We start from the raw sequence: 14,030 nt of genomic DNA on the forward strand, positions 1-14,030 counted from the left end.
AGTATCGTGTAGAATAGGAGATGAACATTCCATGCAAATTACTCAGGGCCTACTTAGTATTTCCTTCGATAATATCTCTATAGATTTAGCCAGTAGTTCAGCTTAAATACAAGTGATCGTTGCTTAGGCATAAAGTCCCCTGGGAAGTAATTATCTGTGTAAACGATAAACATATCTGAAACCGTAGCATACCGCCACTGTAGACGAGTATTAATATTCAGGTTGTCAATCTGATTATTGTATTGAATGAAGGTAGTCCAAAACAACTTCTTGGAAACTGTCAGGTCAATTCTCGGACCTACCAATAGCAAATTTGCATCTGCTTGTGGCTCTGGTAGTCTAATTTGATTGTAGCTGAAATTCATAGATATATTAGCAATATACCCCAGTCTTAGAGCCATTTCACTTTGAATTTTACGGATATTACCTGTGAAATATTGGCCGAATTCACTCATTAAGGTGATATTGAAAAACTTTCTCGGGTTACTTTTTAATTCAACTCCAATTGTATTTGTATTGTAATCCGTCCCAGCTGGCAAAGTTTCTCCTCCTGTTCTTGTAGGATCAAATTCCTTAAATAGATATATGTACCGATTCCGCTGTGTGATCGTGATTTGGGCTAGGTTTTGGAAGCGCACTTCGTATATGAATTTTAAGTCACGATCCGTCGTTCCCAGATTTTCATTGAACAATTGTTCATAATCAATCTTTGGCCCATGACGATTGATGATTCGGGACTTTGGAAAAAAAACATAGGCCAAATCTGGATTAATCCTTTTATAATCTACTCTAGGAGCATAGCCTACTAGGGGATTATAGCTTTCACCAATATCCAGATAACTCACAGATCCATTCCAGTGCAAATCATTATATCGAACAAATGCATTGAAGGTACCTGGGTTTTCTCCAACTTCTTTCTCGAAGGTTCGATGGTAAAAAGCTTTTCCCGTCCACCTATTATCTTCCGAAGCCAAATTATACTCTAGGCCTATTAAACGATTGTAGGCATTCGGGTCAAATACACTTTGATATTCATCCAATCCCAGTGATTCTCTATCCACGAAAATGAATCCAATATTTGATCGGGCAAAAACCTTCTTTTGCACCGCCAGCACAGAAAAATTCTTACCAGAAATACCTGCTTCATCATCACTGGCTGTCTGCATATTCATCATACCCACTCGCCAATCATCAGTAATTTTTCCACTGATTCTAGCTCCATAGATGATCTTGTTTTGAATATTCTGTCCCGTATTTTCATCTCGGTCTACGCCTATTCTTCTTGAGAAAAATGGTCTGGCCAGTGGATGTCCGAAGTTTGCAAAGAGATCACCATTTTCTAAAAAGAACTGGCGTCGCTCAGGAAAAAATATTTCAAATCGATCCAAATTAGTGACTTGCTCATCTACCTCCACTTGTGAGAAATCAGGATTAAATGTCAAATCTAGGTTTAGCGCTGGACCAATACCGATTTTTGCATCTCCACCAATCGCGGGGGTAGGTTTTTCCTTTGTTCCTTCCAGAAAGTTCCGCGACATCCTCGATGCCACATACGGAATAAGGGAAATATTAGCAGTATTTTTCTCCAGTGGTTCCTCAAAAATCAATTTGCGATTGAACGCGAGCGAAAGAACAGAAAATTGACGTGGTATGGGAGACCAAGTGCTTTTTTCACCCTCATGGCTATCTATTCTATAGAAATTCACATTCCAATTTTGAGCGCCATCCTTATAGCGTAACGTAGAAAGTGGAATGATAGCCTCCACCTGCCAACGGTCTTCATAGATCACAGCTTCGGAAAACCACTTATTATCCCAAGCCAAACTTAAATCTTCAGATTTAGACCCTCCATTAGAAACTAACCCTTCACGTTGAACACCATAAGGGTTTACACCAAACTGAAAGGCATTTGTTTTGTCATTAAAAGTGTCAAACATAAACGTAACCCCATCATTTGCGTCGCCACGGTAGTCTCTTCTGAGTGAAGTAGATACATATTTCCTCGGCTCCAGATTATACATTACTGCAGCGATGTATATATTTTCATCATCATAGGCGATTTTTATTCGTGTTTTCAACTTTGCTTGTGATGTGTCGGAAGGAAAATATTGGGTAAAATTCTCATTCCATCCTTCTGAGTCCCAAATTTCCTCATCCAAGACTCCGTCTAGGATAATAGGTTCACTCACTTTAAAAGCAAATGCATTGGGTGCGGGTTGAGATTGGGCAAAACCAATTTTACAAAACAACACAATAAATGCAAACAGCAGAAGATACTTTGGCATAGATAGATGACTTCCAACAAAAGTATTAGCCCGACTACCAATTTCAGCTTATTTTATACCAATGGTCAAAAAAAATAAGCTAATTCTATATTTCACCCCCTGCTTAATTCCCCAAAAGCTGTAAGAATCAAGCTTCTATTCCCTGCGTTTCTACGGAATTCACACAGATAAATTCCCTGCCAAATTCCCATATTGAGTTTTCCACCAGAAATGGGGATTTGAAGGCTGGTATCAAAAAAACTGGCTTTAATATGTGCAGGCATATCATCGGGGCCTTCATAAGTGTGGATAAACCGTGGATAAGATTCTGGAATTAAATCATTTATGAACGTTTGGAAGTCCTTTCTTACGGTAGGATCAGCATTTTCATTGATAGTCAATGCAGCAGAGGTATGTTGGATGAATACTTGCAAAAAACCCGTTTTTATCTGTGCTATTTCAGGTATTGCATCTTCTATTTCTTCAGTGATCAAATGATAACCTGCCGGAAAAGATCGCAAGCGAAGTTTGTGTTGGAAAAATTGAGTCATTTACAAAAATAGGATTCACCCAATCAGGACAAAATTCTCCATCAACTATTGCTTGTCAAAATACAACTTGGCTCCATCACAAGCATCCCAAGTTCCCGTAAGCTGTCCCTTGCTATTCAAGAAATATTGCTCCTGATCATTGCTACAACTGTGAATGAGCTGTGCATTTGCACTTTCGTATTGAAAAATAAACTTCCTCAATCCGTCTTCAAAACGCTCTTCGTAGGTTCCGCTGATCGATTGTTTTCCAATTGATTTCCTAAAAGTCCCATCAGATGAAAGAGAATAAACATAGGCAGAATCTCTAATGGAAATATAGCTCGGATTGGATACGCCTCCTTCTTGATAGCCAGCAATTACCCACTTCTGATTACCTGACACTGGATCAGGGTAATCATCAAAATCGCATGAAAATGCAAAAACAGCTAAGAGTAGAAATAGAATAAGGTGTTTCATTGAATTAATTGGTTGCTATACTTCTGGATAGCCTTTCAAATTCAATTACTCTGCCAATATTCTGGCAGAAAAATAATACTCCCTATTTTTTACTTTTTTTTGCCAAAGGATTGTATTCCAACGCCTTTTCAATCCAAAATTCCCAGTCTTCATCCATATCAAACCCCTCAGGATCAACATAAACAAATCCCTTCATAGGTCTTCCGGTAAATTCCATCGTTCGACAACCTGTCCGTTTCATACACAGATCTTGGGCGAATTCCCCGACTCTCACCATCATTCGATCTTCACCAGAAGTCTTATCTCTGTTCAAGCCAATGCACATTTTATCATCTACCATGAAAAGCATTCCTCCCATCATTTTTGTGGCAGTAAAGGCAACACCTCTACGCTTAAAACTTGAAGCCAATCGTTCAGCTAGATACTCATCATATGCCATGATTTAGTGAGGGTCGGGGTATAAATATGAGGGTACTAAATCTTCTCAATAAAATTCTCAAGCACTCCAACCTCATCAATTCCTATTCTCACTCGATCACCAGCCTCCAGAGTAAAATCATCTGGGACTATGCCTGTTCCTGTCATCAAAAAACAACCAATCGGGAAGGTATCTGCACGGAAAAGCCAACCAGCCAATTCTTGTGGCTTACGCTTCAGTTGGGTTAGAGCAGTCTCGCCTGCAAAAGCCAAAACACCAGCTCTGAAGATCTCCAACCTGATCGTCGCTGTTTCCTCTATGGCTTTATCCGTTATGAAAAGACAAGGACCAATCGCCGCACAACCTGCATAAACCTTCGCCTGTGGCAAATAGAGTGGGTTTTCTCCCTCAATACTTCTGCTACTCATGTCATTTCCGCAGGTATATCCTTGGATTTTTCCAGAAGGAGAAATCACTAATGTCAATTCTGGCTCTGGAACATCCCAAGTGGAATCCTTACGGATATTCACCGCAGATCCTGGAGCTGAAACACGGCTAGCTGTTGCTTTGAAAAATAGCTCAGGACGATCAGCATTATACACTTTATCGTAGAAATCTGCTCCACCGGCATCTTGGGACTCTTCCATTCTGGCAGTTCGGCTACGGTAGTAAGTCACTCCTGCAGCCCAAATTTCCTGATTTCCCATAGGGGATAAAATTCCTTTTGCTAGCAAATCCTCAGCTTCTTCAGCGGAAATCGCTTTCCAAGACTTGGACTGTGAGTTTAGATAATCTTTTAGATTTTCATGCGCCAGCAAAGCATCCCAGTCTAATTCAGGACCGAAAAAAGCTTGATTTTCTTGCTGTAAAAGTGTGCCCGAAGGCAGTTTGTATATTTTCATAGGTTATAGGGTTTGATTAGAAATTTAGGAAAAAGATTTGAGAGATAGGTAAAAGTAAAAGTAGGAAAGATGCTTGGTGAACCGACTTTTGAAGAATTGACAAACTTAATTTTCTAATCGGCAGATTTGCGAAGCAACTTTTCCCCATTACCTTTGCTCATAGATCATAGGGGGTGCCTTAATAAAACGGGCTGAGATCATACCCATAAGACCTGATCCGGATAATGCCGGCGAAGGGAAATGAACAAGCGTAGCAACAAACAAAATCAAACAACCGAAGCGGTACCCTTCTGGATTTAGATTTTGTCCATGCTAACGGGTAAACAATAACGGGGAGCTTCCCTAAAGCTTTCTCATGTTTCACTCAATCTCCCGAAAGGGTAAATAATCACATGAAAAAAGTATTTCTTGGCTTGGCTTTTTGCCTTGCCGCCATTTCAAGCTGGGCTCAGCAAAGCCTAAGCGGAAAAGTGCTGGATTCAAAATCCGGCGAAGCATTAGTAGGCGCCTCAGTGTGGGCAGAAAATCAGGGAAAAGGTGGCGTCTCAGACGAAAATGGCCTTTTTACAATCAACAAATTACAATCGGGCACAGTAGAACTTCGAGTTTCTTACATCGGTTACAGCACTGTAAAGCAAACTTTGGAAGTCCCATACATTGGTGAACTGACGATAAAACTCCATCCTACTGAACTTATGACAGAGGAATTCATCGTCTCAGCAACCCGAGCTTCTCAAAGTACTCCGACCACCTTCCAGGAAATCAGTAAGGAAGAACTTGCCAAGAGAAATCTCGGTCAGGATATTCCAATGTTGCTGAATTTCACTCCTTCCGTAGTGACCTTTTCAGACGCTGGGGCTGGAATCGGCTATACTGGGATGCGAATCAGAGGTTCGGATCAAAGCAGAATCAACGTGACTGTGAATGGTATTCCCATGAATGATGCCGAGTCTCATGGCGTTTATTGGGTAAATATGCCTGATTTCGCCTCTTCTGTGGATAATCTTCAGATTCAGCGCGGGGTGGGAACCTCCACCAACGGTGCGGCGACTTTTGGAGCTAGTTTGAACTTCCAGACTGATACCAGAAACGACGATGCGTATGCGCAAATTGATAACTCCGTTGGGTCTTTTAATTCACTCAAACATACAATCAAAGTTGGGTCAGGACTCTTGAACAACCGATTTGCTGTAGATGCGAGGCTTTCGAAAATCACTTCAGATGGATATGTGGATAGAGCTAGCTCAGACCTGAGCTCTTATTTTGTCTCAGCAGGTTATTTTGGAGAAAATCATGTAGTGAAACTGAATGTCTTTTCCGGAAAAGAAAAAACCTACCAAAGCTGGTATGGCCTCTCTGAGTCTAAGCTGAAAGACGATCGTAAATTCAATTATTACACCTACGACAACGAAACAGATAACTACCAGCAGGATCATTATCAGTTGATCTATGCAGGTAAAATTGGCAATAACTGGAAAACAAATGCTGCACTGCACTATACCTATGGCCGTGGATATTACGAGCAGTATCGGGAAGATGATGCCTTTGCCAACTACCGTCTTCCTAATGTTACTATCGGAGAATCAATCATCACCAACACTGACATCATCAGACGACTTTGGCTAGATAATGACTTTTACGGTGGAGTGGCTTCCTTCAATTATATCTCAGACGATGGACGCTGGGATGCGGTACTTGGTGGGGGAGCAAATCGCTACGATGGAAGACATTTTGGTGAAATAGTCTGGGCGAGAATAGCTGGAGACACTGAAATCCGAGATAAATATTACAACAACAGCGCTGTGAAAGATGACCGAAATGTCTATTTGAAAGCTACTCGAGAACTTACCACCGGATTAAGTCTGTATGGAGATCTGCAACTACGGGTGATAGATTATTCATTTGAAGGTCTAAATGACGATGGGCGAATCGTAGATGGACAGGAAAAATATACCTTCTTCAATCCAAAATTTGGTGTTAGCTATGAGAATTCAGGCAGGACTTGGTATGCGAGCTATGCTGTAGCCAATAGAGAACCAAAAAGATCTGATTTCACGGATAACCAGATCACGGAAATTCCAAAACCTGAACGATTGAACAATATCGAGGCAGGTCTACGTGCCAGAAGCGGGAGTTTCACTTACAATGCAAACTTCTACCTCATGGACTACAAAGATCAACTGATCCCAACAGGACAGATCAACAATGTAGGAGCTTACATTCGTGAAAACGTAGCAGATTCATATCGTGCAGGAATAGAGTTGGATGCAACTTATCAGGTATCGAAATCATGGATTTTAGGAGCAAACCTTGCGCTTAGCCAAAATAGAATCAAGGAATTCACTGAATACGTGGATGATTACAGCACTGCTGATTTTAGCCAGGAATCATTCACTTATACTGACACCGACATTGCTCTTTCCCCAAATGCTGTAGCATCAGCAATGATCGAGTTTAGACCCGTAAAGAATCTTTCGCTGAACTGGCTGAGTAAGTATGTTGGCAAGCAATTCTTGGACAATACCAGCAGGGATGCACGATCACTGGATGCTTTCTTTACCAATGATATCCGTATCAGCTACTCCGTTCAGCCACGCTTTTTCAAAAGTTTGGAGCTAAACCTTCTGGTAAACAATATCTTCAATGAGATGTATGAGCCAAATGGTTATACGTTCAGCTACTTCGTTCCTGGCGAAAGCCAGAAAGAATTGGTGACGGAGAATTACTATTATCCAATGGCTGGAACCAACTTTATGTTGGGTTTGAGCTTGAAGTTTTAAGGATTTATAATCAAGTAGGGGCGAAAAATCTTTCGCCCTTATTTTTTCAATTCTCCAAACCCTCCTTTAATTTCCTCCAAAGTCTCAACTGAATCTTTTTCCTTAATAAAATCAAGAGCCAAGAACTTGGTTCCAAATGAATCTCTCCAACCGATAATCCGTATATTGGAACTATGAAAACAATTGAGATCCAAACAGATAATGAGGAAATATTTGAAGCCTTTAAAAATCTTGCGAAGGCATTCAAAGTTGACTTCTTAGAAAAGGATATAGCTACATGCGATTCGAGTCCCTCTCCAAGTAATGATCCTTATTTCGATAACCCAAAAAATCTTGCTGAAATTGAAGCTGGAATAATTGATGTGAAAGAAGGGAGGGTAGTAAAATTGGATCGAATGGAGAGGAAAAAGTTACTCCACTCATGGCCTTTGAAATTTACTTTACCCAAAAAGCTCTCAAAGACATAGATAAAATAAAAAAGTCTGGCAACAGAAAGCTATTAGAAAAATTGGAAGGTTTGTTAGAAGAGCTGGAAGAACACCCATATACTGGAACAGGAAAACCAGAACTATTAAAAAACAATTATTCTGGTCTATGGTCTAGAAGACTAAACTTGGAACACCGACTAATCTATTCAGTTAACGGACAAACAATAACTGTGACCCTAATATCAGCTTTTGGTCACTATACAGAATAATTTAATGTGGGCTAAGAAATTTCCTTTAGTTCAATTTCTATTTTTCAAATCCCCAAACCCTTTTTTATTTCCTCCAAAGCCGCAACTGCATCTTTTTCCCGAGTGAAATCAAGCGCTAAAAACTTGGTTCCGTTGGCAAGCAAAACGCATTTATAAATTGTGACTTCTCGCGAAAGGGTAGGGCTAATCCCATTTGGAGTATTTGTACTTCGATAACTGTGAAGGATTAATTCAGCATGTTCGATCTTCGGAAGCTTTTGCCATTCTCCTATCCTGAACCAAAGGATGCTCTGGTATTCTTTGAATCTGCTCCTGTCAAAATCAATGAGAGTTCCCGAATAAGTAGACAAGCTTAAAAACCCGAGCGAAAGAATGGTTCCTACAATCATATATAATTTGAAAGAGTCGGTCTCCTTCCCAATAAAAAACGAGCTGACGCAGATGATCAACCCCATTGAAAGCAACACAATGCCTGTCAGGTGAGAGCCATTCCAAAGCGTTCGCTTTTTATAGTTGAAATGTTTCATAAGATTACGATCAGCTCGATTTGACATTCTTCCTTTTTTCATTGATAGATATCATCTGAAAAAACAAATTCAACAGAAACGCGACAGGTAGAATCAGTATCCAAAATGTATTGAACAGGAAGGATTCCGAAGCGTAAAAGGGATACTCATTTGTTCTGGAATGCAGATAATCCTGAAAAATCGTCACCAACAATACCAGAACCAAGACAACGAGATACTTCAGCGTTGCCTTGATTCTTGGTTTCTTTTGTTGATGCTTTGCATTCATTTTCTCTATGATTTTGAAGTGAGCAGCGCAAATAACTTTTCGTTCACGTAGTAATTTCCCGTGCCTAGTTTCTCCTTTCTCAGCACACCATCTTCCGCTAGTTTGTTGAGATAGTTGGCAGCAGTGATCCGAGACACACCCAAGTCGCGCACTATAAACTCAATCTTAGTATATGGATGCTTGAACAGATTATTCAACAGTTCCTGAGAGTAAAACTTATAATTATCTCGAAGCTGAGTTTTCATTTCAGCCATCAAAACTTTCAACTTTTCTATCAAATCTATGGTCTCCCGAGCTGTATTTTCTACCCCTCTGATCATATAGGTTAACCAACTTTCCCAATCTCCATTTTCACGTACGCCTTGAAGCAAGCGGTAATAATCAGCTTTATTTCGAATGATATGATTACTCAGGTATAGGATTGGAAGCTTTTGCAGGCCTCCCAAAATCAAGTACAAAATGTTCAAAATCCTTCCCGTACGCCCATTTCCATCATAGAATGGGTGAATGCTTTCAAACTGAAAATGAATAATAGCCATCTTCACCAGCGGATCTAGATCACTCAGCTCCGGACGATTGATAAACTGCTCCAGATTGGACATCAGTCTTAGAATCTCATCGGCATCTTGCGGAGGTAGGTAGACGGTTTCACCGGTCTGTGCATTTTTAAGTGCTGTGCCTGGCAGTTTGCGAAAGCCTGCATTATTCCCTTCCAAAGTCTCTTGAATCTGAAGAATTATCTGATTTGTCAATAGCCCTTGAGTCTCTACCAACACAAATCCACGCTTCATCGCCGCCACATAATTTTGCACTTCTTTGATCGCCGGAGACATGGACTCAAACTCCAGATCTGACTTGAAAAGCTCATCGTGCGTAGTGATTATATTCTCCACGGCTGAGCTATCCTTAGCTTCTTGGATAGCCAATGTATTCAGCAAAATCTCATGATTAGGAATAGAATAGACCAATCCTTTCAGCTCCGCCAATGCCGCATGTGCAGTAGGAAGCTGCTTGAGAATTGTCCTTGTTTCCAATTCTAGGTCATAAGGCAAAGGAGTAAGATTCCAGATCATATGTAAAGATTATCTCATTTTCTATACAAAGGTAATCTTATATGTAAAGAAAAGCTATGATTTCTTTACATAGCAATTAGCATATGTAAAAATTTCTCAATTTTCTTTACATATAGGAGGGGATATGTAAAGCGGCTTTACATAGGGTTAGAAAAAATATAGGGGCGAATAAATATTCGCCCAAAATATTCCATTCATAAAAGGGCGAAAGATTTTTCGCCCCTACAACAATGATCAATCTGGAAAAACACTTTTATCCATTCCAGGCACAATTCGAAGGGCATTTTTGTAGTACAGTTTTTTCAAGACCTCGTCAGAAAGACCCAAGCCATACATTGACCAGTAAGCATGGTACTTTTTGTAGTAAGGGAAATACTCATCTTCTGTTTCTAGTACGCGGAAGTAGGTATAATACTCCTCTTTGTTGTAAGCATCCTTACCAAACAGTACACGATCCTGATACTTTTCGAAGAATTCCTTAGCACGTCTCGGCTGACGACCAAACTCTGCGATCACTGCACCGATTCCGAAATTCACATTTGGATACTTCTCCAAGTGCGCACTTGCCGCATCTAGGTCATTCGCCATCCAGCCCATGTGAGCATTGATAAAAGTCGTCTTCGGATGCTTCGCAAATACATCGTGCTGCTCAGCCATTATCTGCTCAAAAGGCGCTGGGTCGTCCGCTCCTCGTTGACGGTTTGGATGAGTTTTTAGCTCCAACCAGCGCTCATTATTTGCATCCATCGGCTGCCAAAACTGGGCAGGGTCTGCCGAGTGAATAATCACTGGAATTCCCAATTCACCCGCTTTCGCCCAGACAGCATCCAAATCAGGATGATTTACAGGCACCCGATTTCCCTTATTATCCTGAACCGAAAAGCCCAAGCTTTTATAAATCTTCAAACCACTGGCTCCAGCAGCTACATCTTCTTCGAGTTCTTTTACGGCTATTCTAGTCCAATTTTCATCACCAAAACCTGCAAAATTCAGATTGGTAAAAACCATAAACCTCCCTGGAGCATGCGTATTAAATTCTTTCAGCATATCCTTGATGTATTGCTGCTGGGAATTGCTATCGCCACGCCCAAATCCTCTGCCGCTAAGATTCACCAACACACCCATGTTGATCTCGTCCATTTCAGAAATCAACTCATCTATCCTTTGCTTATTGACACCCCCTTGATGGCTATGAATATCCACGAAAGGAAACTTCGCCCGCTGTACCGGGTGTTCGGGTACTTTCAATGTCGAGGGTGGATTATATTCCTCAAAACTCATTTCCTGAGCCAAAGCAATATTTCCGACTATGAAAAATGTAAAAGCAATAAATAATTTGGTAGAGTGATTCATATGCTAATTAAATGAAAAGGTATGGCTTGCTTACGCAAAATTTTAGAGAAAAGTTAAGACACAAAAAAAATCCCGAGTAAAACCCGGGATTCAAATTTGTTATCGAGTTGTTCCTCCATTGATCACTTGACCAAAGAAGATCGCATTCATATAGAGTTTGTTCGTACCGAACCAAAATGCCCGGAAGTTCATATTATCCGCAAAAGCAACAATACGGCCTCTTCCTACTCCAGAAATCTGAATCACAGATCCGTTCTGAATTCCTGGAAGATTGGAAGGATGAAGATATCCAGACGCCAGTGGCTTATCTGTGTAAACTAATGGATTTGCATACGGATTTTCTGATGGCTCCATAAACAAGTTATCATTTCGGAACGTGTGAATATCTGAATTGACGTAACCGTAGCCGATTGGATGTGTCAGATCTAATGTCGCATTGAATATAGCTCCACCAGTTACTTTCGCTCCTCGGGCATTATCATAGTCTGCATAGCTTTTTTGCAGTCCCGCTTCTGGAGCACCACTTTCACGGAATTTGAAGTTACCTACTTCATTCTGGGAAAGGAATTGAATCGCTCCACCTTTCGCAAGTAGTGTTCCTCCACCTGAAATCCATGATTTGAGTGTAGCTGCACCTGATTTCCCAAGACTACTATAACTGCCATCTGGCATCAGAATCACATTGTATCTATCCAGAGTACTACCGCCAATTCTATCCATTGGCAGTAAAGTAATAGGCATTTCATAACGCTGATCCAACAAGTGCCAGATCTCCCCTGCTTCATAGCTATCCACTCCGCCTTCCACTAAAAGTGCGATTTCTGGTTTGTCTAGCGGCATCATATTTGGCGACCCAATGTTCAATCCTCCGGTATATCCGGTCGTCAAGCCGTAGATATCTACGGTGGATTCCTTAGCTATTTCGGATAGCTTGTTATAAAAAGCCTGATCATCCAAGCCCGTTGCGCCTTTGCCAATTAGCAAGGTCCCACGTCCAAACTTTTTGCCATCTGCAGAAGTGAATTCTCCGGTAGCTACTCTCACTTGAAAATCCGCATCCATCAATTTGTAAGCAGCTTTTGGAGCATAATAATCCGTCCATTCCATCGCATACTGATAGGCTCCTGCATCACCAATTACTTTTCCTGGAGCCAAAGCGATAGAACTTTTAGTGATTTCATTTACGCTTGCCAGATTCAAAATCTGACTATTCAACGCCATATAGTCCAAGTTAAAAGCCATCGGGTAAGTCCAAGCTGAAATGTCATAAAACAAGCTGTCTTTAAATGTATTTCTTGTTTCGAACATCGCCTTGATCAGTCTGTATTGAGGCTGATCTGCCGGTACTATGTATGAATTTTCTTTCTGAAATTCTTTTCCGTTCACGGTGATATCATCATTCAGACTAAAAACTTTGATGTCATGCTGCAGGATCAAATCTGCCAAATGATAGCTTCGTGCATCGTCATCCCTACTTCCAAAAATATAGGCTTTGTTTGTATCAGAGTCTACTTCCTTTTGAATATCCTTATAGAAATCCTTCATGAATTGATTCAACTCCTGACGCATTTCCTTTGCAGCTTGAAAGGAGGAAAGATTAGCTGTGAATTGGTTTCTAATGGTAAAAGGGAAGCTGAGCATACCGTTTACACTTTCTTGCAAGTGCCCTCTAGAACTAGCCTGCTCAAATAAAATCCCAATAGAACCCTGAACATCTGGGTACGTCGATCCCTTTCCATAATAGTAATCATCGTAGCTCTCCTGATTGAAATAAAGTGAACCAATCTGATCTAGCGCTTTTGCATGGTAAGTGCCAATTTTCTTCGTCAACTCAAAGTTTTTGGCCGGAGTAAGTGGGTGCATACGCGCAGGAACTCCCGGCTGGAAGAAAAATGTACTGTTGGTTCCCATCTCGTGAAAATCCAGATGAATGTTTGGAAGCCATTCTTGGAACACACGCACTCTATTCCTTGACTCAGGATGTTGTACTGGAAGCCAGTCTCTGTTTAGGTCAAACCAATAGTGGTTTGTCCTTCCACGTGGCCACGATTCGTTAAATTCTGCATTGTTCGGATCACCGTTCATGTTATACGACTTATGAGTATTTACCCAAGAAGCGAAGCGATTGAGTCCATCCGGATTGATAGCAGGGTCAAGTAGCAAAACCATATTCTCTAAATCTCCTGCGATTTCCTTTGCTGCCGCAAAATGGTAGGCAGCCAAAAGAGAAGCATTCGCTCCACTTGGCTCATTTCCATGAACCGAATAGCCCATAAACATCACAATCGGCATTTTTGAAATATCCAACGATGCTCCAGCATCCCTAAGTTTTTTCCGATCTGCCTTGATCTGGTCTATTTTTGCAAGATTAGACGGGGAAGTGATGGTCAAAAGAACCTGAGGTCTTTTCTCGTAAGTTCTGCCAGTTTCTTCGAAAGTCACACGATCCGAAGCAGCTGCCACAGCCTTCATGTACATCACTAGCTGATCGTGGCTCACGTGCCATTCACCCACTTCATATCCCAAAACTTCCTTTGGGGTCGGGATCGATTGATCGTATGTATATCCGGTTGGTAAATAATAGCTTAGATCGACTTGAGCATAGCTAGCGAGCGCAAAAAAGGATAAAAGCAGCGAAAGCAGACTTTTTTTCATAGAGATTGGTGGTTTAACTTTTAGCTAAATTGATACTTTGATTCCTTAAAAAAAGCTATTTTGGTTCAATGGTTAAAATAATTGAA

At 40.9% G+C, this 14,030-nt stretch carries 13 protein-coding genes and 1 riboswitch; of the genes, 3 read left to right on the forward strand and 10 right to left on the reverse strand.

What is annotated here, in order from left to right:
• Nucleotides 1–77 precede the first annotated feature (77 nt).
• The 5 genes from ESV85_RS02850 to ESV85_RS02870 form a co-directional block, all read right to left on the reverse strand.
• Nucleotides 78–2,285 (reverse strand): carbohydrate binding family 9 domain-containing protein, encoded by a 2,208-nt coding sequence (locus ESV85_RS02850; protein WP_146914722.1) that lies wholly within the window; start codon nucleotides 2,283–2,285, stop codon nucleotides 78–80.
• 92 nt (nucleotides 2,286–2,377) lie between these two features.
• Nucleotides 2,378–2,815 (reverse strand): secondary thiamine-phosphate synthase enzyme YjbQ, encoded by a 438-nt coding sequence (locus tag ESV85_RS02855; protein ID WP_146914723.1) that lies wholly within the window; start codon nucleotides 2,813–2,815, stop codon nucleotides 2,378–2,380.
• A 45-nt stretch (nucleotides 2,816–2,860) separates the two neighbouring features.
• Complete coding sequence (locus ESV85_RS02860) at nucleotides 2,861–3,271, reverse strand: hypothetical protein (protein ID WP_146914724.1); 411 nt, start codon at nucleotides 3,269–3,271, stop codon at nucleotides 2,861–2,863.
• Nucleotides 3,272–3,353: 82 nt separating this feature from the next.
• A complete protein-coding gene (locus tag ESV85_RS02865) occupies nucleotides 3,354–3,710 on the reverse strand; it encodes a TfoX/Sxy family protein (protein WP_146914725.1) in 357 nt (118 codons plus the stop codon).
• 35 nt (nucleotides 3,711–3,745) lie between these two features.
• On the reverse strand, nucleotides 3,746–4,591 hold the full coding sequence (locus ESV85_RS02870) for a fumarylacetoacetate hydrolase family protein (protein WP_146914726.1): 846 nt from the start codon (nucleotides 4,589–4,591) through the stop codon (nucleotides 3,746–3,748).
• Nucleotides 4,592–4,750: 159 nt separating this feature from the next.
• A riboswitch (TPP riboswitch) is annotated at nucleotides 4,751–4,847 on the forward strand.
• A gap of 136 nt (nucleotides 4,848–4,983) precedes the next feature.
• Here ESV85_RS02870 and ESV85_RS02875 point away from each other — a divergent pair.
• From ESV85_RS02875 to ESV85_RS02885, 3 genes are all read left to right on the forward strand, one after another.
• Nucleotides 4,984–7,371, forward strand: a complete 2,388-nt coding sequence (locus ESV85_RS02875; protein ID WP_146914727.1) for a TonB-dependent receptor — start codon at nucleotides 4,984–4,986, stop codon at nucleotides 7,369–7,371.
• Nucleotides 7,372–7,544: 173 nt separating this feature from the next.
• Complete coding sequence (locus tag ESV85_RS02880; RefSeq protein ID WP_146914728.1) at nucleotides 7,545–7,838, forward strand: hypothetical protein; 294 nt, start codon at nucleotides 7,545–7,547, stop codon at nucleotides 7,836–7,838.
• Complete coding sequence (locus tag ESV85_RS02885; RefSeq protein WP_146914729.1) at nucleotides 7,793–8,068, forward strand: Txe/YoeB family addiction module toxin; 276 nt, start codon at nucleotides 7,793–7,795, stop codon at nucleotides 8,066–8,068. Before ESV85_RS02880 ends, ESV85_RS02885 begins: the two co-directional genes overlap by 46 nt.
• Nucleotides 8,069–8,112: 44 nt before the next feature.
• On the opposite strand, the gene ESV85_RS02890 is transcribed toward ESV85_RS02885, so the two are convergent.
• The 5 genes from ESV85_RS02890 to ESV85_RS02910 form a co-directional block, all read right to left on the reverse strand.
• Complete coding sequence (locus tag ESV85_RS02890) at nucleotides 8,113–8,595, reverse strand: hypothetical protein (RefSeq protein WP_146914730.1); 483 nt, start codon at nucleotides 8,593–8,595, stop codon at nucleotides 8,113–8,115.
• 10 nt (nucleotides 8,596–8,605) lie between these two features.
• Complete coding sequence (locus tag ESV85_RS02895) at nucleotides 8,606–8,863, reverse strand: hypothetical protein (protein WP_146914731.1); 258 nt, start codon at nucleotides 8,861–8,863, stop codon at nucleotides 8,606–8,608.
• A 5-nt stretch (nucleotides 8,864–8,868) separates the two neighbouring features.
• Nucleotides 8,869–9,936 carry a Fic family protein gene (locus tag ESV85_RS02900; RefSeq protein ID WP_146914732.1) on the reverse strand — a complete coding sequence of 356 codons (1,068 nt, stop codon included), beginning with the start codon at nucleotides 9,934–9,936 and terminating at the stop codon, nucleotides 8,869–8,871.
• A gap of 234 nt (nucleotides 9,937–10,170) precedes the next feature.
• Nucleotides 10,171–11,289, reverse strand: a complete 1,119-nt coding sequence (locus tag ESV85_RS02905; RefSeq protein ID WP_146914733.1) for an amidohydrolase family protein — start codon at nucleotides 11,287–11,289, stop codon at nucleotides 10,171–10,173.
• Nucleotides 11,290–11,388: 99 nt separating this feature from the next.
• Nucleotides 11,389–13,944: a M14 family zinc carboxypeptidase gene (locus ESV85_RS02910; protein WP_146914734.1), complete on the reverse strand. Its 2,556-nt coding sequence runs from the start codon at nucleotides 13,942–13,944 to the stop codon at nucleotides 11,389–11,391.
• Nucleotides 13,945–14,030: the final 86 nt, after the last annotated feature.

Origin of the sequence: Algoriphagus aquimarinus (genome assembly GCF_007997215.1) — a bacterium.
GTDB classification, from domain to species: domain Bacteria; phylum Bacteroidota; class Bacteroidia; order Cytophagales; family Cyclobacteriaceae; genus Algoriphagus; species Algoriphagus aquimarinus_A.

What these genes read in the sequence shown, in the direction of transcription:
- ESV85_RS02885 (WP_146914729.1), top strand. Translation starts at nt 7,793, where the DNA reads ATGGCCTTTGAAATTTACTTTACCCAAAAAGCTCTCAAAGACATAGAT.
- ESV85_RS02900 (WP_146914732.1), bottom strand. Translation starts at nt 9,936, where the DNA reads ATGATCTGGAATCTTACTCCTTTGCCTTATGACCTAGAATTGGAAACA.
- ESV85_RS02905 (WP_146914733.1), bottom strand. Translation starts at nt 11,289, where the DNA reads ATGAATCACTCTACCAAATTATTTATTGCTTTTACATTTTTCATAGTC.
- ESV85_RS02870 (WP_146914726.1), bottom strand. Translation starts at nt 4,591, where the DNA reads ATGAAAATATACAAACTGCCTTCGGGCACACTTTTACAGCAAGAAAAT.
- ESV85_RS02875 (WP_146914727.1), top strand. Translation starts at nt 4,984, where the DNA reads ATGAAAAAAGTATTTCTTGGCTTGGCTTTTTGCCTTGCCGCCATTTCA.
- ESV85_RS02880 (WP_146914728.1), top strand. Translation starts at nt 7,545, where the DNA reads ATGAAAACAATTGAGATCCAAACAGATAATGAGGAAATATTTGAAGCC.
- ESV85_RS02895 (WP_146914731.1), bottom strand. Translation starts at nt 8,863, where the DNA reads ATGAATGCAAAGCATCAACAAAAGAAACCAAGAATCAAGGCAACGCTG.
- ESV85_RS02890 (WP_146914730.1), bottom strand. Translation starts at nt 8,595, where the DNA reads ATGAAACATTTCAACTATAAAAAGCGAACGCTTTGGAATGGCTCTCAC.
- ESV85_RS02865 (WP_146914725.1), bottom strand. Translation starts at nt 3,710, where the DNA reads ATGGCATATGATGAGTATCTAGCTGAACGATTGGCTTCAAGTTTTAAG.
- ESV85_RS02910 (WP_146914734.1), bottom strand. Translation starts at nt 13,944, where the DNA reads ATGAAAAAAAGTCTGCTTTCGCTGCTTTTATCCTTTTTTGCGCTCGCT.
- ESV85_RS02855 (WP_146914723.1), bottom strand. Translation starts at nt 2,815, where the DNA reads ATGACTCAATTTTTCCAACACAAACTTCGCTTGCGATCTTTTCCGGCA.
- ESV85_RS02860 (WP_146914724.1), bottom strand. Translation starts at nt 3,271, where the DNA reads ATGAAACACCTTATTCTATTTCTACTCTTAGCTGTTTTTGCATTTTCA.
- ESV85_RS02850 (WP_146914722.1), bottom strand. Translation starts at nt 2,285, where the DNA reads ATGCCAAAGTATCTTCTGCTGTTTGCATTTATTGTGTTGTTTTGTAAA.